Annotated in this window: 15 protein-coding genes and 2 pseudogenes; 6 read left to right on the forward strand and 11 right to left on the reverse strand. The window is 63.7% G+C overall.

Annotated elements, in window-relative coordinates; genetic code table 11:
• Positions 1 to 3: 3 nt before the first annotated feature.
• The 3 genes and pseudogenes from glgB to AB8Z38_RS32110 form a co-directional block, all read right to left on the reverse strand.
• The gene (glgB, locus tag AB8Z38_RS32100; protein ID WP_369721599.1) at positions 4 to 2,151 is read right to left on the reverse strand and encodes a 1,4-alpha-glucan branching protein GlgB; all 2,148 of its coding nucleotides are present in this window, start codon (positions 2,149 to 2,151) and stop codon (positions 4 to 6) included.
• Positions 2,144 to 5,438, reverse strand: a pseudogene (treS, locus tag AB8Z38_RS32105) (maltose alpha-D-glucosyltransferase). The gene glgB and the pseudogene treS overlap by 8 nt, the downstream one beginning before the upstream one ends.
• Before the next feature lie 11 nt (positions 5,439 to 5,449).
• Positions 5,450 to 7,395 (reverse strand): annotated as a pseudogene (locus AB8Z38_RS32110) (maltotransferase domain-containing protein).
• A gap of 205 nt (positions 7,396 to 7,600) precedes the next feature.
• Between AB8Z38_RS32110 and malQ the strand changes: the two are divergent.
• Both malQ and AB8Z38_RS32120 read left to right on the forward strand, forming a co-directional pair.
• Positions 7,601 to 9,562, forward strand: a complete 1,962-nt coding sequence (gene malQ, locus AB8Z38_RS32115; RefSeq protein ID WP_369721600.1) for a 4-alpha-glucanotransferase — start codon at positions 7,601 to 7,603, stop codon at positions 9,560 to 9,562.
• Between the two features lie 31 nt (positions 9,563 to 9,593).
• Positions 9,594 to 11,396 (forward strand): glycoside hydrolase family 15 protein, encoded by a 1,803-nt coding sequence (locus AB8Z38_RS32120; protein ID WP_369721601.1) that lies wholly within the window; start codon positions 9,594 to 9,596, stop codon positions 11,394 to 11,396.
• A gap of 99 nt (positions 11,397 to 11,495) precedes the next feature.
• Here the strand turns inward: AB8Z38_RS32120 and AB8Z38_RS32125 are convergent, their stop codons facing one another.
• From AB8Z38_RS32125 to AB8Z38_RS32150, 6 genes are read right to left on the reverse strand one after another with little or no spacing between them, the layout of a single operon-like run.
• A complete protein-coding gene (locus tag AB8Z38_RS32125) occupies positions 11,496 to 12,308 on the reverse strand; it encodes an HAD family hydrolase (RefSeq protein ID WP_369721602.1) in 813 nt (270 codons plus the stop codon).
• Positions 12,305 to 12,862, reverse strand: a complete 558-nt coding sequence (locus AB8Z38_RS32130; protein ID WP_369721603.1) for a gluconokinase — start codon at positions 12,860 to 12,862, stop codon at positions 12,305 to 12,307. The genes AB8Z38_RS32125 and AB8Z38_RS32130 overlap by 4 nt, the downstream gene beginning before the upstream one ends.
• Complete coding sequence (gene pgl, locus AB8Z38_RS32135; RefSeq protein ID WP_369726658.1) at positions 12,849 to 13,598, reverse strand: 6-phosphogluconolactonase; 750 nt, start codon at positions 13,596 to 13,598, stop codon at positions 12,849 to 12,851. Before pgl ends, AB8Z38_RS32130 begins: the two co-directional genes overlap by 14 nt.
• Positions 13,598 to 15,109: a glucose-6-phosphate dehydrogenase gene (gene zwf, locus AB8Z38_RS32140; protein WP_369721604.1), complete on the reverse strand. Its 1,512-nt coding sequence runs from the start codon at positions 15,107 to 15,109 to the stop codon at positions 13,598 to 13,600. Before zwf ends, pgl begins: the two co-directional genes overlap by 1 nt.
• Before the next feature lie 27 nt (positions 15,110 to 15,136).
• Positions 15,137 to 16,135 (reverse strand): phosphogluconate dehydrogenase (NAD(+)-dependent, decarboxylating), encoded by a 999-nt coding sequence (gene gnd, locus AB8Z38_RS32145; protein WP_369721605.1) that lies wholly within the window; start codon positions 16,133 to 16,135, stop codon positions 15,137 to 15,139.
• 13 nt (positions 16,136 to 16,148) lie between these two features.
• Positions 16,149 to 18,998, reverse strand: a complete 2,850-nt coding sequence (locus AB8Z38_RS32150; protein ID WP_369721606.1) for a bifunctional transaldolase/phosoglucose isomerase — start codon at positions 18,996 to 18,998, stop codon at positions 16,149 to 16,151.
• Positions 18,999 to 19,301: 303 nt separating this feature from the next.
• Here AB8Z38_RS32150 and AB8Z38_RS32155 point away from each other — a divergent pair, with 303 nt between their 5' ends.
• From AB8Z38_RS32155 to AB8Z38_RS32170, 4 genes are all read left to right on the forward strand, one after another.
• Positions 19,302 to 19,970, forward strand: a complete 669-nt coding sequence (locus AB8Z38_RS32155) for an STM3941 family protein (RefSeq protein ID WP_369721607.1) — start codon at positions 19,302 to 19,304, stop codon at positions 19,968 to 19,970.
• A gap of 300 nt (positions 19,971 to 20,270) precedes the next feature.
• Entirely contained in the window at positions 20,271 to 22,214 is a 1,944-nt protein-coding gene (locus AB8Z38_RS32160; protein ID WP_369721608.1) for a PrkA family serine protein kinase, read from the forward strand.
• A gap of 19 nt (positions 22,215 to 22,233) precedes the next feature.
• A complete protein-coding gene (locus tag AB8Z38_RS32165) occupies positions 22,234 to 23,508 on the forward strand; it encodes a YeaH/YhbH family protein (RefSeq protein WP_369726659.1) in 1,275 nt (424 codons plus the stop codon).
• Positions 23,505 to 25,040: a SpoVR family protein gene (locus AB8Z38_RS32170; RefSeq protein ID WP_369721609.1), complete on the forward strand. Its 1,536-nt coding sequence runs from the start codon at positions 23,505 to 23,507 to the stop codon at positions 25,038 to 25,040. The genes AB8Z38_RS32165 and AB8Z38_RS32170 overlap by 4 nt, the downstream gene beginning before the upstream one ends.
• 219 nt (positions 25,041 to 25,259) lie before the next feature.
• Here the strand turns inward: AB8Z38_RS32170 and AB8Z38_RS32175 are convergent, their stop codons facing one another.
• Both AB8Z38_RS32175 and AB8Z38_RS32180 read right to left on the reverse strand, forming a co-directional pair.
• A complete protein-coding gene (locus AB8Z38_RS32175) occupies positions 25,260 to 25,703 on the reverse strand; it encodes a DUF1801 domain-containing protein (protein WP_369721610.1) in 444 nt (147 codons plus the stop codon).
• Between the two features lie 2 nt (positions 25,704 to 25,705).
• Positions 25,706 to 25,924, reverse strand: a complete 219-nt coding sequence (locus tag AB8Z38_RS32180; RefSeq protein WP_027570573.1) for a hypothetical protein — start codon at positions 25,922 to 25,924, stop codon at positions 25,706 to 25,708.
• Between the last annotated feature and the right edge of the window lie 14 nt (positions 25,925 to 25,938).

Genomic DNA, 25,938 nt, shown 5'->3' on the forward strand with positions numbered 1-25,938 from the left:
GTGTCAGCTTTCCGGAACGAGGAAGATGGCCGCGAGAGGCGGAACCGTGAGGCGTAGCTCGGGCGACTTGCCGTCAACGGCCTGAACCTCTCCGATGTTCCCGACATTGGTGCCGCCGTAATGAGCGGAGTCCGAGTTGAACACCTCTTTCCACTTGCCGGCAAAGGGTACGCGGACGCGATAATTGCGATAGACATTGGGTGAGAAGTTGACGATCACCAGGCACCGCGCGTGCTCGGCGGTCCCCTTGCGCATCCAGGCGAAGACGTTGCGGTTGGCATCGTCCGTGATCAGCCATTCGAAGCCGGCCTGGTCGCAATCCATCTGATGCAGCGCCGGCACCGCGCGATAAACCCTATTGAGATCCCGGATCAGCGACTGAACGCCGGCGTGGTTCTTGTATTCGAGCAGGTGCCAGTCGAGCGATTGGTCGTGATTCCACTCGCGGCTCTGCGCGATTTCAGCGCCCATGAACAGCAGCTTCTTGCCGGGATGGGCGAACATGAAGCTGTAGTAGGCGCGCAAATTCGCGAAGCGCTGCCACTCGTCGCCGGGCATCCGGCCGAGGATCGAGCGTTTGCCGTGCACCACCTCGTCATGCGACAGCGGCAGGATGAAATTCTCCGAGAAGGCGTAGTGCAGCCCGAACAGGATGTCGCCGTGATGATGCTTGCGGTGGATCGGATCCTTGCTGATGTAGTTCAGCGTGTCATGCATCCAGCCCATGTTCCACTTGTAGCCGAAGCCGAGCCCACCGAATTCGACGGGACGGGACACTTGCGGCCACGCGGTGGATTCTTCGGCAGCGGTGGTCGCCTGCGGGAATCGGGCAAACAGCTCGGTGTTGAAGCGGCGCAGGAACGCGATCGCCTCGATGTTCTCGCGACCGCCATACTGGTTCGGAATCCACGCACCCGGCGGGCGGCTGTAGTCGAGATACAGCATCGAGGCGACCGCATCGACACGCAGCCCGTCGATGGCGTAGCGCTCCAGCCAGAACAGCGCGTTCGACACCAGGAAGTTCGTCACTTCGGTGCGGCCGTAATTGTAGATCAGCGTGCCCCAGTCGAGGTGACGGCCCTGGAGCGGGTTGGCGTGCTCGTAGAGCGCGGTGCCGTCAAAGCTGCCGAGCCCGTGCGGATCGTCCGGGAAGTGCCCGGGCACCCAATCGAGCAGCACGCCGACGCCTTCGCGGTGGCAGGCATCGACCAGCGCCGCGAAATCCTCCGGCGTGCCGAAGCGGCTCGTCGGCGCGTAGAGGCCGGTCGGCTGATAGCCCCATGAGCCGTCGAACGGATGTTCGCTCACCGGCAGGAATTCGACATGGCTGAAGCCCATGTCGCGGACGTAAGCCGGCAATTGCTCGGCGAGCTCGCGGTAGGTGAGCCATTCGTTGCCGTTCTTGCGCCGCCACGAGCCGAGATGGACCTCGTAGATCGACATCGGCGCCGACAATGCGTTGATGCCGTCCGTCGCCGGGCGCGGCCGCGGCAGATGCGCTTCGTCGAACACGATGGACGCTGTCTTCGGACGCAGCTCGGTCGCAAACGCCATCGGGTCGGATTTCAGCGGCAGCAGATGGCCGTGCGGCCCGACGATCTCGAACTTGTAATGGTCGCCGGCCTTGGCGTGCGGAATGAACAACTCCCAGTATCCGGAGCCGCGCACCCGCATGGGATGGCGTCGCCCGTCCCAGAAGTTGAAATCGCCGACCACGGCCACGCGCCGCGCGTTCGGCGCCAGCACCACGAAGCCGATGCCGTCGACGCCTTCGAGCGTCATCGGATGCGCGCCAAGCTTGTCGTAGAGACGCTGATGGGTGCCTTCGCCGAGCAGATAGAGGTCGAAGTCGGTCAGGATCGGCGGAAAGCGGTAGGCGTCCTCGAACTCGACGATATTATCGCCGAATTTCGCACGCAACTGATAGCGCCTCGAGCCGTTGGGCAGGGCCCCGATGAACAGGCCGGCGTCGTGGACGCGGTCGAGCCGCGCCACCTCGCCGTGCTCGCCGACCGCTTCGACATTGGAGGCCTCGGGCAGGAAGGCGCGCACCACGCTCTTTCCGCCCTCGGGATGCAGCCCGAGATAGTGGAACGGGTCGGAGTGGCGGCCCTCGATGATGGCGTAGGCTTCGGCAGGCAGTTTAGGCATGGGCTTCGCTCTCGGCATTGGACATCATGCGAAGCAGCCCGGTCAGTGCCGCGCTGAGCCCCTCTGGCCGGTGGGACAGCGCGTACTCTACTTCGTCGAACGCGTGATCAAGCAGGAAAAAGCTTAACAGGCCATCCGCCAAATGCGGGCCATTGGGCCATAACCGTCGGTCGGTCATGGCCTCGCGATAGGCGGTGAGAAAGGTGGTCGTGGCACGTTCGCGCCATTCACCGAGCGCCGCCGCGAGCCGGCCCTGCTCGTCAGAGGCGCCGTTGAGCGCTCGATTCAACGCCGCGGTTGCCGCGAACTCGATCGAGCGGATCAGGCCGGCGACGTCGCGCGCGGCCGGTGCCTTGCGCCGCTTCTCGGCCAGCGGCAGGCGCGGATCGCCGTCGAAATCGATGATGAAGATGTCGTCCTTCACGATCAGAGTTTGCCCGAGGCGGAAGTCGCCATGATGACGGATGTTCAGCCCGGCGGTGTCGGATAGCAATAGCGCACTCAACCGGTCCGGCAGGGTCGGGCGCGTCGCCGCGAGTTGGTCGACCAGCGGCCGGTCGGCTTCCCGCAGGCCCTCGCGGCTTTCGATCAGCCGCTCGAACACGTGCTCGGCGCGTGCCTTGATGTCCGACGTCCAGCGGTTGACGTGTGCCGGGCTGATTGGCTCGGCGGCAAGATCGGCCGGCTTTGCGGCAGCAAGCGTCATATGCAGCTGGGCGAGCCGCCGCCCGGTCTGTGCCAGATGGTGCAGATAAGGCGCCTGGTCCGGGGTTGTGCGGGACGCCTCATCCGCCGGCAGCAGCCGCTGTTCATCCACGTAGCGGTCGAGATAGGCCGCGGTCACGGCCCAGCCGTCGCCCTGGTTCTCGACATAGGCATGCAGCACGCCGATCGTGCTGCGGCTATCGCCTTCGACCAGTTCAGCGGTGCCGAGCAGCGCCGGCGTGTTGGGGAAGCGCGCGACCTCGGTCAGATAGCGCCCGATCTCGGTCTCGGGATTGATGCCGCTTTCGAGCCGGCGATAGATCTTGGCGACGTATTGATTGTCAACCAGGGCGGTGCTGTTCGACTGCTCGATCGCGCGGATGCGCTCGGGCTCCTTGACGGTGTAATCGGCGAACAGGCTGGTGGGCTTGAACTCCAGCCGCAGATTGTTCTCCTCCACCACCAGGTGCTGCGACAAATTGCGCAGGAACAGGCCGATGAAGATCTGGTCGGTTGCGACGTCGAGCAGCGTGCCTTCGCGCGCGCCCTGGCGTACGGCGGCGAGCGCCTTGGGATTGAAGCGCTCGCGGTCGAATCGCACCCACTCGATCTGCATCGGCACCACGTAACGCGTGGCGACGCCATGTTGTGTTGCTTCGAAGAACCCGATCCAGGGCCGGTTGTCGCCGATGTCGCAGAACGGCACCGCCGAGGTCAGCGTCGGCTTGATGTGCTTGGGGTTGTGCTCGGGATACCACCGCGTGCGCGACAAAAATCCCGGCAGCACGTCACGCTCGAACACGCCGCGCTCGCGGGCGAGCGACACCCAGGTCGAATTGACCGGCACCACCAGCGTCTCGAACTCGGGCACTGCGCTCGGCTTCACCGGTTCGGACTTGTCGCGCTCCAACAGCTGGAACCAGTAGAAGCCGTACGGTCCCAGCGTGATCATGTAGGGCAGCTCGCCGATCGCGGGAAAGCGGGTGCGGCCGAGCATTTCCTGCGGGATGCGGTCCTTCCACGGCGACAGGTCGAGCTCGGTCGCCTGTGCTGCGCGCGAAAGGTTGGCGACGCAGAGGATCACCTCGTCGCGATACTGCCGGACATAGGCGAGCACGGCGCGGTTGGTCGGGCGGATGAACGTCATGCTGCCGCGGCCGAAGGCAAGCGTCGACTTGCGCACCGAGATCAGCCGCTTGGTCGCGCTGAGCTGCGAGGACAGGCTGCGCGACTGCGCCTCGACGTTGACCGATTCTGTAACCGTAGACGGGGTCCATGATCGGCGGGGCGTAGAGGCGGGCCGGATCGGCGCGCGAGAAACCGCCGTTGCGGTCCGGGCTCCATTGCATCGGCGTGCGCACGCCGTTGCGATCGCCGAGGTAGATGTTATCGCCCATCCCGATCTCGTCGCCGTAATAGATGATGGGCGTGCCGGGGAACGACAGCAGGAGCGAGTTCATCAGCTCGATCTTGCGCCGGTCGTTGTCCATCAACGGCGCAAGCCGCCGCCGGATGCCGACATTGATGCGCGCGCGGGGATCGTTGGCGTAGGTGGTCCAGAGATAGTCGCGCTCGACGTCGGTGACCATCTCCAGCGTCAGTTCGTCGTGGTTGCGCAGGAACAGCGCCCATTGGCAGCTCGCCGGAATGTCCGGCGTCTGGCGCAGGATGTCGGTGATCGGGAAGCGGTCCTCCTGCGCGATCGCCATGTAGATGCGCGGCATCAGCGGGAAGTGGTAGGCCATGTGGCACTCGTCGCCGCGGCCGAAATATTCCTGCACGTCCTCGGGCCATTGATTGGCCTCGGCCAGCAGCAGCTTGCCCTTGGCGTAGGCGTCGAGCTCCTGTCGCAGGCGTTTGATGATCGCATGCGTCTCGGGGAGGTTCTCGTTCGATGTGCCCTCGCGCTCGCAGAGATAGGGAATCGCGTCCAGCCGGAAACCATCCACGCCGGCATCGAGCCAGCGCTTCATCACCTGGATCAGCGCGCTGACGACGCGCGGGTTGTCGAAATTGAGATCGGGCTGGTGCGAGAAGAAGCGGTGCCAATAAAACGCGCCGGCTTCCGAATCCCAGGTCCAGTTCGATTTTTCCGTGTCCGTGAAGATGATGCGCGTGCCTTGGTATTTCTGGTCGGTGTCGCTCCAGACATACCAGTTGCGGGCGCTCGAGCCTGCCGGGCTGCGGCGCGCGCGCTTGAACCAATTGTGCTGGTCGGAGGTGTGGTTGACCACGAGTTCGGTGATGACGCGCAGACCGCGCCGTTTCGCCTCCTGGATGAAGCGCTTGAAATCCTTCATCGTCCCGAAATCGGGATTGACCGAGCCGTAGTCGGCAATGTCGTAGCCGTCGTCGCGACCGGGCGAGGGATAGAACGGTAGCAGCCACAGCGCGGTGACGCCGAGATCCTGGAGATAGGGCAGCTTCTCGGTCAGCCCGGCGAAATCGCCGATGCCGTCATTGTTGCTGTCGGCAAACGCCTTGACGTGGAGCTGGTAGATGATGGCGTCCTTGTACCAGAGCTCATCCACGGTGTCGGCAGCCTCGGCCTTCTTGGTGTCGACGGAAGACAATACATTCATGGCGTGCCCCTTTACGCCAGGCAGCGGAACAGCAGCGCCGGATCGCGGTCGGGATCGATGCGCAATTTGATCCCGCCCCATTCGATGCGGGACTGCTCGCCGGTGAGGAGATTTTCGAGTGCGGTGACGTGCCGGCGCTCACCGCCGGCGTCGATGGTGAGGCCGCCGAGCGGCAACCAGAACTCGCGCGCATGCCGCGAGAGTGCGATGACGCTGACGACGACATTGGCCGGATCCGCCGCCTCCTTCACGAAGGCGATCGTCTCGCCGTCCTCGATGCCGAGGAAGCGGAGGCTCGCCGTCTGTTGAAGCGCCGCGTTCTCGTTGCGGATGCGGTTCAGCTCCGTGATGTAGCGCTTGATCTTGCCCGGCTTGTCCCAGTCGCGCTGCTTGATCTGGTATTTCTCGGAATCAAGATACTCCTCGCGGCCGGGAATAGCCTCGTGCTCGAGCAGCTCGAACCCGCTGTAAATGCCGTAACTGCCCGCCAGCGTCGCCGCCAGCGCAACGCGCGACTTGAACGCCCAGGCTTCGCCGCTCTGGAGATGATAGGGCAGGAGATCAGGCGTGTTGACGAACAGGTTCGGACGGTAGAAGTCGCGTTCCGGATAATTTGTGAGCTCGCTGAAATATTGCTCCAGCTCCCATTTCTCGGTTCGCCACGGAAAATAACTGAACGATTGCGCGAAGCCGAGCTTGGCCAGGCCCTTCATCAATTTCGGGCGCGCGTATGTCTTGGAGAACAGGATCACCTCGGGATGCCGGCGGCGGATGTCGCGGATAAGCCATTCCCAGAACTGGAACGGCGCCGTGTCGTGATTGTCGATGGCGAAGATGGTCACGCCATGGTCGATCCAGAACAACATTGCGTCGCGAAACGCGTTCCACAATCCGATCCTGTCGACCGAGTTGAAATCGGGGATGACGATATCCGAATAGGGTCCGTCCGCCGTCCGCACCGAACGGTCCGGCCGCCACCTGAACCATTCCGGATGCTGCGTCAGCCAGGGATGATCAGGCGAGCACTGCACGGCGAAGTCGAGCGCGAGCTCCAGGCCGTATTCGAGGCAGGTTGCCACCAGCGCGCGGAAATCCTCGATGGTGCCGAGCTCGTGATGCAGCGCATCGTGGCCGCCCTCGGCGGCGCCGATCGCATAGGGCGAGCCGGGCTCGGCTTCGGTTGCGACGGCAGCATTGTTGCGGCCCTTGCGGCGGGTGCGGCCGATCGGGTGGATCGGCGTGAAATAGAGCACGTCAAAACCCATCGCGGCGATGTCGGGCACGCGCGCGATGCAATCCCTCAGCGTCCCGTGCCGGCCCGCCACATTGCTCTGGCTGCGTGGCATCATCTGATACCAGGCGCCAAAGCGTGCCTTGTCGCGGTCGACGATCAGCGGGAAGAGGGGGAACGGGTCAGGTCAGGCCGCGACTGGCTCTCAGACATGGCCTCGTTCAGCTCGGCCGCAAGCAGCGGCGCGACGTCGCCATTCCTGAGATAGTCCTCGCATTGCCTGAGGATGAGATCAGCGGCGTCTTGCCGTGCGCCGTGCGCTTTGGTCAGCAGGCCCGCGCCTTCGATCGCATCGAGGCTGAGATCGGCGCCGGAGCGCTGCTTGCGCGCGAGATGGTGCCGCCAGGTGGCGAATTCGTCGGTCCAGGCCTCAATGGCATAAACATATGGCCCGGGCTCGGTCGGCGTGAATGCGCCCGACCAGCGGTCATTGCCGTGATGGATCATCGGCTCGCTCCGCCATTCACGGTCCTGCTCGGCACGCCAGATCAGCGCGGCGCCGATCACGGCATCGCCGTCGCGATAGATGTCGGCCCAGACCTCGACCGGTTCGGCCGCGATCCGTTTCACGGCGAAGCGGCCGCCGTCAATCAGCGGATAGATGTCTTCAATGAGGAAAGCGCTGCCTGACGCGGCACTCTCGACAGTTTGAATTGTCTTGTTCACGGTGATGCCATTGACAAGAAAGCAGGGGCCCGTTTCCCTTGGCGGGAGCCTACGCTTGGTACCTATATAGAAAGCCGCTTGTGTGTCATTAGTTCCCGCTGGGAACGGCAGGTGCGGTTTGCGAGTTAACCCTGACTAACGTCTTCCGCAACCTCGTCAAAATCGATGCCCCCGGCCGATTGAAGGCCTGCAAACCGCGTGCCGAATGGATCTTTTAGCTCAAGCCCGGATCAAGGGCGTTCAGTCTGAATTCGTCGATGCCCTCGGAAAGCTGAGGGTCACCGATCCCGTGGCCCTCAAAACCATCCTGGATGCCCTGCCGGAGAAGCGGGTCTACCGCTTCGTCAGCGGGCCGGTCGTGGTCCGGGCGCTGGCAAATCCGCGCACCGAGCTGGTCACCACCGGCACTGCGCCGCTGCGATGGAAAGTGACCGGCAACGGCAATTTGATCGCGCAAGGCGAGACCCGCGAGCCGGTGCTGGCCTGGCCGGCCGCGCTGCCGCTCGGTTACCACCGGTTGACGCTGACAGATGCTGCCGGCGTGACCGAAGAGGTGCCGATGATCGTGGCGCCCGAGCGCGCCTTTGGCGGCGATTTCGACCGTGGCTGGCTGCTCGCGGTCCAGCTCTACAGCGTCCGCTCCAATCGCAATTGGGGCATCGGCGATTTCACCGATCTCGCCGGTCTCGTCCGGCTCGCAAAGCAGCTCGGCGCGGATGGCGTCGGGCTCAACCCGCTGCATGTGCTGTTCGACGACCAGCCCAGCGATTGCAGCCCCTATTCGCCGAACAGCCGGCTGTTTCTCAATCCGCTCTATATCGACGTCGAGGCGATCCCGGAATTTTCGGCAGATCTCATCCCCGATGCGGCCGCGACCGCCGCGCGGCTGCGTGAAGGCGATCGTGTCCCCTATGCCGACATGGCGGCATTGAAATGGCTGGGCCTGCGCGCCGCCTTTGACAGCTTCCTGACAAAGGCAAGCGGTGTCCGCCGCAATCAGTTTGACGCCTTCCGCGCTGCCCGCGCGCCGCTGTTGTCGCGTTTCGCCTGCTTCGAAGTGCTGCGGCATCGTTTCAATGCTCCGTGGTGGGAATGGCCGCCGGAATGGCAGCAACCGGACGAGACTAAATGCGCCGAGCTGCGTAGCGGTCGCGCCAAGCGCGACGTCGAATTCGTCGAATTCGTGCAATGGACCGCTGATGCGCAGTTGCAAGCGGCAAAGGAGCTCGCCGTTGAGCTCGGCATGCGGGTCGGGCTCTATCTCGATGTCGCCGTTGGCGTGCAGTCCAACGGCTTCGACGCCTGGAACGAGCAGATGGCGATCTCGCGCCATCTCGCCGTCGGCGCGCCGCCCGACGTGCTCAACACCGTCGGCCAGGATTGGGGGCTCGCCGGCTTCAATGCGGGTGGCCTCGAAGCCCAGTCCTTTGTGCCATTCGCCGACATGCTGGCCGCCTCGATGCGGCACGCCGGCGCGATCCGTCTCGATCACGTGCTGGGGCTGAAACGGCTTTACCTGGTGCCGCGCGGCTTCAAGCCGGACAACGGCGCCTATGTGGAGATGCCGTTCGAGGCGCTGCTTGGCGCGGTGGCGCGCGAGAGCGCGGCGCACAAATGCATCGTCATCGGCGAGGACCTCGGCACGGTGCCGGAGGGCTTTCGCGAGACTATGCAGGACTTCGGCATCTGGTCATATCTCGTCATGATGTTCGAGCGCGACAATGCCGGCCGTTTCCGCAACAGCGACTATTACCGGCCGAACGCGCTGGTGACGCTGAACACGCACGATTTGTCGACCTATGCCGGCTGGCGCTCGTTCAGCGATCTCAAGATGAAGCGCTCGCTCGGGCTCGACCCCGGCGAGAACGAGCAGGCACGCTGGGATGCGCTCGGGATGCTCGACGAGATCCTGGGCCAGAACGGCATTCATGCCAACGACGTCTATTCGGTGCTCGCCTTCCTGTCGCGCACGCCGTCGCGGCTGTTGGCGGTGTCGCTGGAGGATCTGCTCGGCGTGATCGACCAGCCCAACATCCCCGGCACCATCGACGAGCACCCGAACTGGCGCCAGCGCCTGCCGGTTGCGCTCGACAAGATCGCCGCCAAGATCGATCTCGCAGCTTTGAAGGCCGCGACGCGGGAACGTTCCTTGCCCGGCGGGAGTTGATTGGGCGAGGGATTTCTTGGGCTCGCGAACATTGTCTCAGAGGATCGAGGACTATGCGCTGATCGGCGACTGCGAGACCGCGGCGCTGGTCGGGCGCAACGGCTCGATCGACTGGCTGTGCTGGCCGGCCTTCGATTCCGATGCCTGCTTCGCGGCAATCCTCGGCGGGTCCAAGAACGGCTGCTGGCGGATTGCGCCAACCGGGGACATCACGGGCACGTCGCGCCGTTATCTCGGCAACACCCTCATTCTCGAAACACGCTTCGAGACCAAGAGCGGCACCGTCGCGCTGGTCGACTTCATGCCGCCGCGCGGCAAGGCGTCCGATATCGTGCGGCTGGTCCGGGGCGTCAGCGGCAAGGTCAAGATGCGGATGCAGCTCGTCATCCGCTTCGGTTTCGGCGCCGACATTCCCTGGGTGCGCCGCGGCGAGCATGGCGCGCTGCTGGCGATCGCCGGCCAGGACATGACGGTGCTGCGGACGCCGGCCAAGACCCGCGGCGAGGATTTCACGACGGTCGCCGAATTCGAGGTCGCGGCCGGGGAGACCGTACCGTTCGTTCTGACCTATGGCCCCTCGCACCTCGATCCGCCTGAGCCGATCGATCCGGAGATTGCGCTCCGGGAAACCGAGAAATTCTGGGACGACTGGTGCAGTCGCTGCACCCGCGACGGCGCCTATCGCGATCTCATCCTGCGCTCTCTGATCACGCTGAAAGCGCTGACCTTTGCCCCGACCGGCGGCATCGTGGCCGCGCCGACCACGTCGTTGCCGGAAAAGCTCGGGGGCGCCAGAAACTGGGATTATCGCTTCTGCTGGCTGCGCGACGCCACTTTCACGCTGCTGGCGTTGATGAACTCGGGCTACACCGAGGAAGCCTTGGCCTGGCACAATTGGCTGTTGCGCGCGGTGGCCGGCGCGCCGGCGAACATGCAGATCATGTACGGCATCTGGGGGCAGCGCCGGCTGCTGGAATGGGAAGCGGGCTGGCTCGACGGCTATGAGGGTGCGCAGCCGGTACGCGTCGGCAATGCCGCGCATGCGCAGCTCCAGCTCGACGTCTACGGCGAATTGATCGACGCGTTCCACCAGTCGCGGATGGCAAAGCTGAAGCTTGACCATGAAAGCTGGGCGCTGGAATGCGCCGTGCTCAACCATCTGGCGGAGGTTTGGGACCATCCCGACCACGGCATCTGGGAGCGGCGCGGACAGCCGAGGCACTACGTCTTTTCCAAGGTGATGACCTGGGTCGCCTTCGACCGCGGCATCAAGAGCGCCGAGACGTTTGGCTTCAAGGCGCCGTTGCTGCACTGGCGTACCTTGCGCGACGCGATCCATCGCGAGGTCTGCAACAAGGGGTTTGACGCGGCAGAGAATGCCTTCGTCGAGTCCTACGGCTCGAAGCTGCTCGATGCCAGTTTGCTGCTGCTCCCGGCGGTCGGCTTTCTGCCCCCATCCGATCCGCGCATTCGTGGCACCATCGCGGCCATCGAAAAGCACCTGATCCGCAACGGCTTCGTCCTCCGGCACGATCCACGCGAGGTATCGGGGGAGACGCAGCCGGTCGAGGGCGCATTCCTGGCCTGCAGCCTGTGGCTGGCCGATGCCCATGTGCTGTCAGGTGATCTCGAGAAGGCGCAGGTGTTGTTCGACCGGGTCGCGGGGCTCGCGAACGATGTCGGGCTGTTGGCCGAGGAATATGATTCCGTGGCGCGTCGCCAGACCGGCAATTTCCCGCAAGCACTGACCCATATCGCGCTGGTCAATACGGCGCATAATCTTTCGGCGGCACGGCACGGCAGCGAGAAGCCGGCGATGCAGCGGTCGAAGTAGAGCGCAATTGACTTCGATCAAATGCAGCGAGGTGCGCCTGTCACCTCTCCCCATCGGGGAGAGGTGGAGCACCAGCGGCGTACTTTGACGCCATCAAGCTCAGCCCGCCCCGTTCCGCTTCAAGATCATCTCGATTGCCTCGGCAAAACCGTCCTGCTCATTGGTCGCAGTGACGTTGGTGGCTTGGTCCTTGACGTTGTCGGCAGCATTGCCCATGGCGATCGACATGCCGCTGACGCGGAACATGGCGAGGTCATTCTGCATGTCCCCGATGGTGGCGACGGCGTCGGTGGCGATGCCCAGGCGCTTGGCCATTGCTTGGACGAAGGTGCCCTTGTCGAAGCCAGGCGGGGTGATGTCGAGATAATAGGTCTGCGACCGGACCGCGGTCGCCTGCCTGCCGAGCGCCTCCTGCATGACTTTCTCGCAACGCTCCAGGCCTGGCGCATCCGCACTCGCGCCGACGATCTTGCAGGCCGTCGCGAGGTAGGGCGAAAAATCCGTCACGGTGGTTGGATCGGCCCTTATCGTGTGCTGCTCGTGGGCGACGTAGCTGCCGTTGGGATTGTCGATCAGCCATTGATCGGCGGTAAATACCCAGATATCAGCGCCGAATTCCCTGAGGATCTTCAACGAGCGCTCGGCCGCGGCCTGCGGGATCAGGTGCTGCTCGACTGGATGCATCTCGGGATCGATGATCGAGGACCCGTTGAACGGGCCGACCGGCAGCCAAAGCGCGAGCGGCTCGATCAGGAAGCGCATGCCGATAGCGGGGCGGCTGGAGGTGATGGTGAAGCCGATGCCGGCCTTGTGCAGCCGCTGGACCGCGCTTTTTGCGCGGTCGGTCAGCGTCTTGTCCTTGGTCAACAGCGTGCCGTCGACGTCGGACACCACGAGTGAGATTTGCGTCATGGCAAGACCTTGGGTTTTGTGGCCTCAGCGGTCGTGCCGGCCAATTTCAACTGTCGCACGATGCCGTCCACGATCGCCTCGACGGATTCGTCGATCGATGCCGTGATGACGTGCTCGCTCGCCTCCGGTGGCTCCAGCGTGTTGAACTGGCTGGTCAGCAGCCCGGGCGGCATGAAATGGCCCTTGCGGTGCGCGAGCCGGTCGGCGATCAGCTCCTGCGTGCCCTTCAGGAAGATGAAGCGGACGTCGTCGCGACCGCGTAGCAGCACGTCGCGATAAGCGTGCTTCAGCGCCGAGCAGGCGATGATGACGTGCTCGCCTTTGTCGCACACCCGCGCGATCTCGTCGGCGATGGCATTGAGCCATGGCCAGCGGTCCTCGTCCGTGAGCGGATGGCCGGCCCTCATCTTCTCGACATTGCTGGCGGGATGAAAGCTGTCGCCGTCCTCGAAGCGCCAACCGAGACGTTTGCCGAGCAATTCTGCAATGGTGCTCTTGCCCGAGCCCGACACGCCCATCACAATCAACGCACAAGGTGCTTTAGCGCCCGCCACGAATTCCCTCCGGAAGCGCGGCCTGGTCGACCAGCCAGACGGTCTCACCATTCGAGCGCGCGCGTACGGCCGGCAGAGTCTCGCCATTGAGGAGGCGCGTCAAGATCGGCTGCTTGTCATGCCCGGCAATCTCGAACAGCATTTCGCGGCAGGACGCCAGCGCGGGCAAGGTGAGCGAGACCCGTGGCACGAAGGGCGCGACATTGGCCTTGGGCACGCCGACGACCCAGCGCTCGGTCTCCTCCACCGCGGGATAGCCCGGGAAAAGTGAAGCGGTGTGGCCGTCGGGACCTACGCCCATCAAAACCATGTCGAACAGCGGCCGCGCCGGATCGAGTTGGTCCGAGCCGTAGAAGGCCTGCAATTCGCGCGCATAGGCCTCGGCGCTGCGATCGGGATTTTCGGCAGTGGTCGGGATCGGGTGGATATGGCTGGAGGGCGCGCTGCGATCGAGAAAGGTCGCGCGCGCGATCGCCATGTTGTTGAGGGGATCGCTCGAAGGCACGAAGCGCTCGTCGCCGATGAACCAGTGCACCCGATCCCATGGGATCTGGCCGCGATACTCATCGCTGCCGAGCAACTGATAGAGCTTCCTGGGGCTGGAGCCACCGGTGAGACAGATCGCGATGCGGCCGGGATTGGCGGAAGTCCGCGCCATCACCCGTGCGGCGGCTGCACAGGCGAGGGCCTCGGCGTCGGCCACGACGATCAGCTTGGGCTGGCCGGTCGTATCCATCACGTGAATTTCCGCCAGCTTCGGCCGTCGCGCCGAAGCAACTCGTCGGCGCAGGTCGGGCCCTCGCTGCCGGCCGGATAGGTCTCGATGCCATTGGTGCCGGCCTGCTTCCAGGCGTCCAGGAACGGCTGCACCGCCTGCCACCCGGCCTCGATGCCGTCGGCGCGCTGGAACAGGATGTTGTCGCCGATCATGCAGTCGTAGATCAGCGTCTCGTAGCCGGTTGACGGATCGGCGCGGAAATAATCGCCGTAGCGGAATTTCATCTCGACGCCGTCGATGGTGATGCTCGGCCCCGGGATCTTGGCGTTGAACTGCAGCTCGATGGTCTCGGTCGGCGCAATGCCGATGGTGAGGAAGTTCTGCGAGAGGCGATCGACCGCCGTGCCCGTGAACATCGACAGCGGCGCCTGCTTGAACTTGATCGCGACCTCCGTGCGCTTGTGAGCCAGCGCCTTGCCGGTGCGCAGATAGAACGGCACGCCGGCCCAGCGCCAATTGTCGATCATCAGTTTGAGCGCGACAAAGGTCTCGGTGGTGCTGCCCGGTTTCACGTCCTCGGTCTTGCGATAGTCCGGGATCTCGTCGTCGCCGATCCGGCCGGCGAGATATTGCGCGCGAACCGAGCTCTTGAGCGCTTCCTCCGCATTCGGCTGCTGGATCGCGGTCAGAACCTCGGCCTTCTCGGAGCGCACCGAATGGGCGTCAAAGCGAGCGGGGGGCTCCATCGCCACCAGCGACATCAGCTGGAACAGATGGTTCGGCACCATGTCGCGCAATGCCCCGGTGGCATCGTAGAAGCCGCCGCGATGGCCGACGCCGAGCTTCTCCTCGACCGTGATCTGGATGTGGTCGATATGGTTGCGATTCCAGATCGGCTCGAACATGCCGTTGGCAAAGCGCAGCACCAGGATGTTCTGCACCGTCTCCTTGCCGAGATAATGATCGATCCGGTAGATCTGGTGCTCGTCCATGATCTTCAAGAGTTCGGCGTTCAGCGCGCGCGCCGAGACAAGATCGGTACCGAACGGCTTTTCGATCACCAGCCGTCGCCAGGCGCCATTCTCCTTCATCATGCCCGTGCGACCGAGCTCGCGCGCCGTCGGCGCGAACGCGACCGGCGGCGTCGCCAGATAGAACAGCCGGTTGCCGCCGGTACCTTCCGCGCATTCGAGCGTATCCAGATGTGCGCGCAGGCGGTCGAAGGACGGCGGATCCTTTGCATCCGCCTCGACGAAGGTCACGCATTGCAGCAGCTGCTTTGCTACGACATCGTCGACCGGGCGGGTGGCGAACTCGCGCAGGCCCTGCATCAGGCTGTCGCGCAGCTCCTCATCGGACTGGCGATTGCGAGCGACGCCAACGACGCAGAACTTCTCCGGCAGCATGTTCTCGGCCGCCAGATTGTAGAGCGAGGGCATCACCAGCCGATGGGTCAGGTCTCCGGTCACGCCAAAGATGACGAAGGCGCAATTTTCCGGCTTGCGCTTGGGCTGCGGGTCTTTTGTCACGAATGTTCGGCCTTCGCTTTGTTGTTTCTACTTTGGCTTCGCGGCGTCCGGCTGCTTCGGCTCCTTGTGGCCGCCAAAACCCGCGCGCATCGCGGAGAGAATTTTTTCGGCGAAGGTGTGTTCCTTGCGGGAACGGAAACGTGCGTAGAGCGCAGCGGTCAGGACTTCGGCCGGCACGGCTTCGTCGATCGCCGCATTCACGGTCCAGCGTCCCTCGCCGGAATCCTCGACAAAGCCGGAATATTCCGTCAGCGCCGGGCTGTCGGCGAGCGCGGTCGAGGTGAGATCGAGCAGCCAGGACGGGATCACGCTGCCGCGCCGCCAGACTTCGGCGACGTCGGCGAGGTCGAAATCGTAGCGGTGATCCGCGGGCAAGGCCTCGATGCTGGCGTTCTTGAGGATGTCGAAACCTTCGGCATAGGCCTGCATCAGGCCGTATTCGATACCATTGTGGATCATCTTGACGAAATGCCCGGCGCCCACGGGACCTGCATGGATGTAGCCCTGCTCGATCCGGGGATCGCGCCCGTCGCGTCCCTCCGTGCGCGGAATGTCGCCGGCGCCGGGGGCGAGCGCGGCGAAGATCGGATCGAGCCGGTCGACCACCGGCTTCTCGCCGCCGATCATCATGCAATAGCCGCGCTCGAGCCCCCACACACCGCCGGAGGTGCCGACGTCGACATAGTGGATGCCGCGCTCTTTCAGCGCCTTGCCGCGGCGGACGTCGTCCTGCCAGAAGGTGTTGCCGCCGTCGATGATGACGTCGCCGTCCTGCATCACGCCCGCGATCGTGTCGATCGTCGTCTCGGTGATGCGTCCCGCGGGCAGCATCACCCAGGCGGTACGCGGCCGTTCCAGCTTGGCGATGAACTCTTCCAGCGTCGCCGAGCCCTGCGCGCCCTCTGCCGCCAGGCCGGCAACGGCCTTGGCGTCCTTGTCATAGACCACGGTCGAATGGCCGTGGCGCATCAGCCGGCGAACGATGTTGCCGCCCATCCGGCCGAGGCCGATCATGCCGAGTTGCATTTGAGATATTCCCTTAGTTCAGCGCGTTCGTGAGTGCGGCGTTGAGCGCCGCGAGACCTTTCTTGAGCCCGCCCTTCAGGTGCACCCGAAGCGCGCGCCGGCCGCGCTCGGTGAGCACGTCGAAATCGCCGCGCGCCTGCGCCGCCTTGATCACGCCAAAGCTCGCCTTCTGGCCCGGCACCGGAAGATCCCTGGCATCATCGGCGGTGATCTGGAGGAACACGCCGCTGTCGGGTCCGCCCTTGTAGGCCTGGCCGGTGGAGTGCAGGAAGCGCGGGCCGAACTCGGCGCAGGTCGCGACGTGATGCTTCTCGCGCACTTCCAGCCGCATCGTCTGGAGTGCGTCGATGGTGGCCTTGTCGCGCGCGATGTAGCCGAGCAGGGCGACATAGTCGCCACGGCTGGAACGCGAGAGATGCGCCTTCAGCCAGGAGGTGAGATCGCCATTGGCGCCGGCGGCGCGCAACGCCGCGGCGTTGGTTGCGTCGGTGTAGAGATCGGCCTCCGCGGTGCTGACCACCGGCTGCTCGTCCGGGAGCGCGCCGGTCTTCTCATACGCGGTCGTCAGTTCGCGGGTCTTGATCTTGGCGGCTTCGACGTCGGGCTGGTCGAACGGGTTGATGCCGAGGATCGAGCCTGCGACAGCCGTTGCCATCTCGAAGCGGAAGAACTCCTGGCCGAGATGGTCGATCGACTTCATCACGATGCGCACGACGGGATGGCCGGCTGCCTCGATGGCGGCGAGCGCCGAGTCATGGGCGGCGTCCGCCTCGCCCTCGGTGCGGATGTCGATGAAGAAGCGGTCGTTGCCGTAAAGCGAGGGGGCGCCCAGCGGCTCGCCGGCAATCGGAATCAGGCCCTTGCCCTCCTTGCCGGTCGATTCCGCGATGAGCTGCTCGGCCCATGCGCCGAAATCGGCGATCTTCTTCGACGACAGGATCGTCACCTTGTCGCGGCCCTCGAGGCCGGCGAGGCCCATGGCAAGCCCGAGCTGCACGCCCGGATTTTCCGACGGCGGCACGTCCGGCCCGCAGGAGCGGGCCATCGAGAGCGCGTGCCTGATCAGGGTCTTGACGTCGATGCCGGCCGTTGCCGCCGGCACCAGGCCGAACGGCGATAGCACCGAATAGCGTCCGCCGATCGAGGGCTCGCCGTGGAAGATGCGGGCATAGTTCAGCTTCTTCGCGGCTTTCTCCAGCGACGAGCCGGGATCGGTCACCGCGATGAAGCGATAACCGGTCCTGACCTTCGGGCCGACCGCCTGCGCGACGCGCTCGTGGAAATAGTCCTTCATGGCGTTCGGCTCGGTGGTGCCGCCGGACTTGCTGGAGACGATAAACACGGTGTTGGCGATGTCGATCTTGGCCTCCATCGCCCGTACCTGCGCCGGATCGGTGGAATCCAGCACGTGCAGCTTCGGGAAGCCGGACTTGCGCGCGAAGGTCTCGGCCAGCACCTCGGGTCCGAGGCTCGATCCGCCCATCCCGAGCACGACCGCGTCGGAGAATTTCTGGCCCTTCACGCGGTTGGCGTAATCTTCGTAATCGGCGAGGTCGGCCTTGGCCGCGCTGTCGAGCCAGCCCAGCCATTTGTCCTCGTCCGTCCCGGTCCAGACCGACTTGTCGCGTTGCCACAGCCGGCGGATCTTTGCGGATGTCCGCCATTCCTCGGTGCTCTTGGCCACAGCTTTGCCGAGCCCGTCGCCGAGCGAGAGCTGCTGGCGGTCGATCGCGGGCCCCAGCACGGTGGCGCGCTTGTGGGCGACCGCGCCGTAGAGCTTGTCGGCGGCATCGGCGAACTGCTTGACGCCGTCCTTGACGAGCTCCTCGGTGATCGCGTCGAGCGAAACCCCGGAACGCTCCAGCTCTTCCAGCACGCGGCGGGCGTCGTCGACGTTCTCCTCCAGACTGTCGCGCGGCTTGCCGTGGTCGCGGAACGCATCCAGCGTCGCCGGTGGCATCGTGTTGATGGTGTCGGGGCCGATCAATTCCTCGACATAGAGGACGTCGCTGTAATCCTTGTTCTTGGTGCCGGTCGACGCCCACAGCATGCGCTGCGGCTTGGCGCCTTTGGCCGCCAGCTTGTCCCAGCGCGGGCCCGAGAACAGGCGCTTGTAGTCCTGATAGGCGACCTTGGCATTGGCGATCGCGACCTTGCCCTTGAGCGCGGCTAGCCGCTCCTTTTCGCTCGGATCGTTGGCGCGCGCGATCTTCTCGTCGAGCTGCTTGTCCACCACGGAGTCGATGCGGCTGACGAAGAAGCTCGCCACGCTCGCGACATGCGAGGGATCGCCGCCACCCGCGACATGTTTTTCCAGCCCGGCGAGATAGGCCTCGGCGACCTCGAGATAGACCGCCTTCGAGAACAGCAGCGTGATGTTGATGCTGATGCCGTCGCCGATCAGCGTTTCGATCGCCGGCAGGCCCTCCGGCGTCGCCGGCACCTTCACCATCAGGTTCTTGCGGTTGACGTCCTTCCAGAGCCGGCGCGCCTCCGCGATCGAGCCGGCGGTGTCCATCGCCAGATAGGGCGAGACCTCCAGGCTGACATAGCCGTCGCCTCCCTTGAGCCTGTCATAGACCGGGCGGAGCACGTCGGCGGCGTGCTGGATGTCCTCGACGGCGACGGCTTCGAACAGGTCGGCGACGGTGCGGTCGCCGCGCTTCAACGCCTTGCCGATCGGGGCGTCGTATTCGTCCGAGCTGCCGATCGCCTTCTCGAAAATCGACGGGTTCGAGGTGACGCCCTTGACGCCGTCGGTGTCGATCAGCCGCTTCAAATCGCCCTTGGCGATGAAGCCGCGGGCCAGGAAGTCCAGCCAGACGGCTTGTCCGTGCTTTTCCAGTTCTTTGACGGGATTCATGAGGTTTATTTATCTCCAAGCCTGCGGGCGAGGGGTTTCCGCGCCGGTCCTGACGCGCTATCCTGTAGCTTACATGCTCCCGGGAGGGAACCAATCAAGGGCATTGGCGTCATAGTCTCAGTCTAACTCCGTCGCGATCATGACGATCCAGGCGGCGGCGGTGGATTGGCATTATTAAACTTATTGTCCATGACGGTTCGGCCCAGGTGCTGTTGCATAGTCTTGCGTCGTTTTAGCTGTCGCGTCGCGGAGTGTCGCCAGGGGAGTCCGGTCCCGCTTGAGGCAACATTGGCTCGGTCGCGAATGGCCATGCTGGGGGAAAGCATGCACGCAATTCCTGATGGTGCGGCGCTCGCCGTCGCCGACAATTCGCATTCGGTCGCTGCGGCGATGGGCATCGATGCATTTCACGATCTCGAAATCGGTCAATGCGCCACGCGCCTGCGGCTGCTGGTCGCGGTCAGCTTTGCGATGACGCTGCTCTGCGCAAGCCTTGTCTTGAATTCAAGCCTCGCCCTGGATTGGTGGGGAGGCATCGGCGACTACGACAGGGCGATCGGCTATGCCGGCGTCGCGGTGTTGGGTCCGATCACCTGCTGGCTGATCTGGATGCTGCCGGCCGAGCGGGGACCGGTCGTGATCGTCACCTCCGACGGCATCCGTGATCTCCGGATCGGTAATGAATTTCTGCTGTGGGATTCAATTGCGGATGTTTCGGCTGAGAAATGCCGCGGCCACAAGGCGATTGTGCTGCCGCCGACGCCGGCCTTGCAGCGGCAGCTTCGCTGGATCCGCGCCGCCTCGCGCAGGACGCAGGCAGACCGCATCGTCATTCGCTCAGAGGGGCTGGCGACGGATTTCGACACTTTGCTGCGCGCCTGCCGCGACTGTCATGCTGCCAGTGATCCACGCACCGCATTGCGGCGAGACCGCGATCACGGCGTGCAAAGCCTGGCCGCACAAACGTCATAAAGCTGCCGCCGGTCGGCTTCTATGCTGCGCTGCCGGATGGGCCTGTACCCGGTAACGCCCGGATGTTGCGGCGAGGCGACATTTGCTGGAAATTAGCAATTGCGGATATAGATTCGCATAAATAACAGGCAGGTGCCTGTTCGTAACTCACCCGATGCCTACGTTGTGCGTTGCGTGGTGAAGGCCTGCGGGTGTCGAATGATCGTCATGTGCTCACGCTGATTCGAGAGTGGCGCTAGGGAACGGTCCGGTCGCTGCTTTAGTTTCAGTTGTGTAGCGGAACTCACGCGGAGAGGGATCATGTACAACGATTCTCTATTCAACGCTTTCGCAAAGTCGTTCGAGGCGAGAAGCCAGCACGACATGTCGATGGCGGAATACCTGGAATCGTGTCGAAGCGATCCCATGAAATACGCGAACGCGGCCGAACGACTATTAGCGGCGATCGGTGAGCCCCAGACGATTGACACGGCCAAGGACCCACGCCTTGGCCGTATCTTTTTGAATCGCACCATCCGCACCTATCCGGCCTTCGCCGGCTTCTACGGCATGGAAGAAACCATCGAGCGCATCGTCGGTTTCTTCCGTCACGCGGCGCAGGGGCTCGAAGAGCGCAAGCAGATCCTCTATCTGCTCGGCCCGGTCGGCGGCGGCAAATCCTCGCTCGCCGAGCGGCTGAAATCGCTGATGGAAGTGCATCCGATCTACGTGCTCAAAGCCGGTGACGAACTCAGCCCAGTGTTCGAAAGCCCGCTCAGCCTGTTCGATCCCGAGCAGCTCGGCCCGATGCTGGAAGAGAAATACGGCATTCCGCGCCGTCGTCTCACCGGCCTGATGAGTCCGTGGTGCTACAAGCGCCTCGAGGCCTTCGGCGGCGACATTTCCCAGTTTCGTGTCGCAAAGATCCAGCCGTCGCGACTGCGTCAGATCGCCATCGCCAAGACCGAGCCTGGTGACGAGAACAACCAGGACATCTCCTCGCTGGTCGGTAAGGTCGACATCCGCAAGCTCGAGACCTACGCCCAGAACGATCCCGACGCCTACAGCTATTCCGGCGGCCTCAATCGCGCCAACCAGGGCGTGCTCGAGTTCGTCGAGATGTTCAAGGCCCCCATCAAGATGCTGCACCCGCTGCTCACCGCAACGCAGGAAGGCAACTATATCGGCACCGAGAATATCGGCGCGATCCCGTTCACCGGCGTCATCCTCGCCCACTCCAACGAGGCGGAGTGGTCGAGCTTCAAGGCCAACAAGAACAACGAGGCCTTCATCGACCGCATCTGCGTGATCAAGGTGCCGTACTGCCTGCGGGTCACGGAGGAGCAGAAGATCTACGAGAAGCTGATCCAGGGCTCCGAGCTCGCGGCCGCGCCGTGCGCACCCTCGACGCTGGAGACGCTGGCGCGGTTCTCGGTGATGTCGCGCCTGCGCAAGCACGAGAACTCCACCGTGTTCGCCAAGATGCGGGTTTACGACGGCGAGAGCCTGAAGGAATCCGATCCGAAGGCGCGCAGCGTGCAGGAATACCGCGACGCCGCCGGCGTCGACGAGGGCATGGACGGCGTGTCCACCCGCTTTGCCTTCAAGATCCTGGCTGCGACCTTCAACCACGATCCGCAGGAAGTCGCCGCCGATGCCGTGCACCTGATGTACGCGCTGGAGCAGTCGATCAAGCGCGAGCAACTGCCCGAGGAAGTCGAGAAGCGCTACCTCGAATTCATCAAGGCGGACCTCGCGCCGCGCTATGCCGAGTTCATCGGCAACGAGATCCAGAAGGCTTATCTCGAATCCTACTCGGATTATGGCCAGAACCTGTTCGACCGTTACGTCGACTACGCCGATGCCTGGATCGAGGACCAGGACTTCAAGGATGCCGACACCGGCCAGCTGCTTGATCGCGAGCTTTTGAACCAGGAGCTGACCAAGATCGAGAAGCCGGCGGGCATCGCCAACCCGAAGGATTTCCGCAACGAGGTGGTCAAATTCTCGTTACGGTCCCGAGCCCAGAACGGCGGCAAGAATCCGACCTGGATCTCCTACGAGAAGATTCGCGATGTGATCGAAAAGCGGATATTCTCCCAGGTCGAGGACCTGCTTCCAGTCATCTCGTTCGGGTCGAAGAAGGACGGCGAGACGGAGAAGAAGCACGGCGAGTTTGTCGCACGCATGGTGGAGCGCGGCTACACCGAGCGTCAGGTTCGCCGGCTGGTCGAATGGTACATGCGCGTGAAGCAAGCCGGTTGAGGCGGATGAGAAAGTGGCCATTCACATCATTGACAGGCGCCTGAATCCAGGCGGCAAGAGTCTTGAGAACCGCCAGCGGTTCTTGCGTCGGGCCAAGTCCCTGGTGCAGGGCGCCGTCAAGAAGACCTCGCAGGAACGCGACATCAAGGACGTCCTGGAGGGTGGTGAGGTCACGATCCCGCTGGACGGCATGCACGAGCCGCGGTTCCGCCGTGAAGGCGGGACGCGCGACATGGTGCTGCCCGGCAACAAGAAGTTTATCGAGGGCGACTACCTGCAGCGCTCCGGCCAGGGCAACGCCAAGGATTCCGGTCCCGGCGAAGGCGACAGCGAGGACGCCTTCCGCTTCGTGCTGAGCCGCGACGAATTCGTCGATCTCTTCCTCGACGATCTCGAGTTGCCGGATCTCGCCAAGCGCAAGATCGCGCAGACCGAGAGCGACGGTCTGCAGCGCGCCGGCTACACCACCTCCGGCTCGCCCGCCAACATCTCGGTCAGCCGGACGGTCCGGCTCGCGCTGGCGCGCCGGATCGCGCTCAAGCGTCCCCGCAAGGACGAGATCGAAGACCTGGAGGCCGCCATCGCGGCTTGTACGGACGAGGACGAGCGCATTGAGCTGCTCGCCCAGCTCGAAAAGCTGAAGGCCAAGACCAAGCGCATTCCCTTCATCGATCCGCTCGACATCCGCTATCGCCGCTTCGAGACGGTCCCCAAGCCGGTCGCGCAGGCCGTGATGTTCTGCCTGATGGACGTCTCCGGCTCGATGTCCGAGCACATGAAGGATTTGGCAAAGCGCTTCTACATGCTGCTCTACGTGTTCCTGAAGCGGCGCTACAAGCACGTCGAGATCGTCTTCATCCGTCATACCGACCGCGCCGAGGAGGTCGACGAGCAGACCTTCTTCTATGGTCCGGCCTCGGGCGGCACGCTGGTCTCCAGCGCGCTTCAGGCGATGCACGAGATCGTGCGCGAGCGCTTCAATCCGTCGGACTGGAACATCTATGCGGCGCAGGCCTCCGACGGCGACAATTCCTATTCCGATGGCGAGCTCGCGGGCATGCTGCTGACCGACAAGATCCTGCCGGTCTGCCAGTTCTTTGCCTATCTCGAGGTCGGCGAGGCCGGCGGCAGCGCCTTCGATCTCTCCGACTCCTCGCTCTGGACCCTCTACGAGCGCCTGCGCAACAGCGGCGCACCGCTCTCGATGCGCAAGGTCAGCGAGCGCAGCGAGATCTTCCCGGTGTTCCATGACCTGTTCCAGCGCCGCGAAACCCAGGAGAAGGCCGCTCCATGACGGAACGCTTGTTCGAAGGCGCGGATTGGGATTTTCACACCTTGCAGCGCATCACCGATGCCTGCGAGGAGGTGGCGATCAACGATCTCGGCCTCGACGTCTATCCGAACCAGATCGAGGTCATCACCGCCGAGCAGATGCTGGACGCCTATTCGTCCGTCGGCATGCCGCTGTTCTACAAGCACTGGTCCTTCGGCAAGCACTTTGCCTATCATGAGGCATCCTATCGCAAGGGCCTGATGGGCCTCGCCTATGAGATCGTGATCAACTCCTCGCCCTGCATCTCATATTTGATGGAGGAGAACACGGCGACGATGCAGACGCTGGTGATCGCGCACGCCGCCTTCGGCCACAATCATTTCTTCAAGAACAATTATCTGTTCAAGCAGTGGACCGACGCCGACGGCATCCTCGACTATCTCGACTTCGCCAAGAACTACGTGATGAGCTGCGAGGAGCGCTACGGCCGCGTCGAGGTCGAGCGTACGCTCGACGCCGCGCATGCACTGATGTCGCACGGCATCGACCGCTATCCAGGCAAGAAGAAGCTGGATCTACGCGAGGAAGAGAAGCGGGCCGGCCGCCGTCGCCAGCACGAAGAGGAGGTCTTCAACGATCTCTGGCGCACCGTGCCAAAGGGTGCCTCGAAGACCCGGACCGCAATCTCCCTTGAGCGCCGCCGCAAGCTGCTCGGCCTGCCGCAGGAAAACCTGCTCTATTTCCTGGAGAAAAGCGCGCCCAGGCTCGCACCGTGGCAGCGCGAATTGCTGCGCATCGTCCGCCACATCGCGCAATATTTCTATCCGCAGAGCCAGACCAAGGTGATGAATGAGGGGACGGCGACCTACGTCCACTATCGCATCATGAGCAAGCTGCATCAGCAGGGCCGCATCACCGACGGCAACTTCCTCGAATTCCTGCAATCGCACACCAATGTGGTGTTCCAGCCCGAATTCGACGACCAGCGCTTTTCCGGCTTCAACCCCTATGCGCTCGGCTTTGCCATGATGCAGGACATCGAGCGCATCGTCACCAATCCTGCCGATGAAGATCGTGAATGGTTCCCGGATATCGCCGGGAAGAACGACGTGATGGGCGTGCTGCGCGACGTCTGGGCCAACTATCGCGACGAAAGCTTCATCGCGCAGTTCCTGAGCCCGAAGCTGATGCGGCACTTCCGCATGTTCCATCTGCACGACGATCCCGAGGAGCGCGCCGGCATCCGGGTCGATGCCATTCACGACGACCGCGGTTTTCGCCGCGTCCGGCGCGAATTGGCGCGACAGCATGACGTCGGCTACATCGATGCCAACATCGAGGTGGTCGATGTTGACCTCTCCGGCGACCGCCGGCTGATCCTGCACCACCGCGTCATCAAGGGCTCGCAGCTCAACGAGACCGACGCCAAGCGGGTGCTGCAGCATCTCGCCGATCTCTGGACCTACGACGTCGCGCTGATCGAGGTCGACGCCAACGACAAGGTGCTGCGCGAATACGTCGTGAGCCCGCGCCCGATCACCGCCGCGGCGTAACGCCGCTGATCATGCGGAGCGATACGGCGAGATGCGTGTCGATGTGCCCTCGCCCCTTGTGGGAGAGGGCAGCGACGCCGGTAGACGCAAGCTCACTGGGGGTGAGGGGTATCTCTCCGCACTTTCATGTGTTGATAGAGACCCCTCATCCGGCGCTTCGCGCCACCTTCTCCCACAAGGGGAGAAGGGAAGGCGTTCGTGCTGCACCACAGAGCTGGTCTATGCGGAACGTTTGGTCGCCTTCTTCTTCGCCTTCGACGCATTCAACTCCACGGCCGCATGGATCAGCGCTTTCAGCGCCTTCTCGTTGATCTTCGCGCCCTCCTGAAAATCGATCGCGCGCCGCACATTTCCCTCGAGGCTGGAATTGAACAGGCCGGCGGGATCTTGCAGCGCCGCGCCCTTGGCAAACGTCAACTTCACGACGGACTTGTAGGTCTCGCCGGTGCAGATGATGCCGTCGTGCTCCCATACGGGAACGCCGCGCCACTTCCATTCCTCGACCACATCTGGGTCGGCCTCCCTGATCAGGCCGCGGATCCGCGCGAGCATCTCGCCGCGCCAGTCGCCGAGCTCCTTGATTCGGCTATCGATCAGTTTTGAGGGCGAAGGCCCATCCGTCTTCGTCGTGCTGCTGCTTTTCGCGGTCACGGCCTTCTTCATGTTCACGCCTCTTGTCGGGCGCCGCGGCGGCGGCCGAGATATGGCAGCGCGAACATGTAGAGCCCGGTCGCAAGCAATGGGATCAATGGGACGAAGGCGAGCAAGCCGATCCACGTCGCCTGGACTTGCAGCGTCAGGGCGACGATGTTGGCGATGACGGCAAGCGTGAAAGCGATCGACAGCCAACGATGGATCTGCCGAATCCACATATTTCCAGTCAATGAAACCTCCTCTT

Source organism: Bradyrhizobium sp. LLZ17 (genome assembly GCF_041200145.1).
Lineage (GTDB): Bacteria > Pseudomonadota > Alphaproteobacteria > Rhizobiales > Xanthobacteraceae > Bradyrhizobium.

What these genes read in the sequence shown, in the direction of transcription:
- glgB (WP_369721599.1), bottom strand. Translation starts at nt 2,151, where the DNA reads ATGCCTAAACTGCCTGCCGAAGCCTACGCCATCATCGAGGGCCGCCAC.
- malQ (WP_369721600.1), top strand. Translation starts at nt 7,601, where the DNA reads ATGGATCTTTTAGCTCAAGCCCGGATCAAGGGCGTTCAGTCTGAATTC.
- AB8Z38_RS32125 (WP_369721602.1), bottom strand. Translation starts at nt 12,308, where the DNA reads ATGACGCAAATCTCACTCGTGGTGTCCGACGTCGACGGCACGCTGTTG.
- pgl (WP_369726658.1), bottom strand. Translation starts at nt 13,598, where the DNA reads ATGGATACGACCGGCCAGCCCAAGCTGATCGTCGTGGCCGACGCCGAG.
- gnd (WP_369721605.1), bottom strand. Translation starts at nt 16,135, where the DNA reads ATGCAACTCGGCATGATCGGCCTCGGCCGGATGGGCGGCAACATCGTT.
- AB8Z38_RS32150 (WP_369721606.1), bottom strand. Translation starts at nt 18,998, where the DNA reads ATGAATCCCGTCAAAGAACTGGAAAAGCACGGACAAGCCGTCTGGCTG.
- AB8Z38_RS32155 (WP_369721607.1), top strand. Translation starts at nt 19,302, where the DNA reads ATGGCCATGCTGGGGGAAAGCATGCACGCAATTCCTGATGGTGCGGCG.
- AB8Z38_RS32160 (WP_369721608.1), top strand. Translation starts at nt 20,271, where the DNA reads ATGTACAACGATTCTCTATTCAACGCTTTCGCAAAGTCGTTCGAGGCG.
- AB8Z38_RS32170 (WP_369721609.1), top strand. Translation starts at nt 23,505, where the DNA reads ATGACGGAACGCTTGTTCGAAGGCGCGGATTGGGATTTTCACACCTTG.
- AB8Z38_RS32175 (WP_369721610.1), bottom strand. Translation starts at nt 25,703, where the DNA reads ATGAAGAAGGCCGTGACCGCGAAAAGCAGCAGCACGACGAAGACGGAT.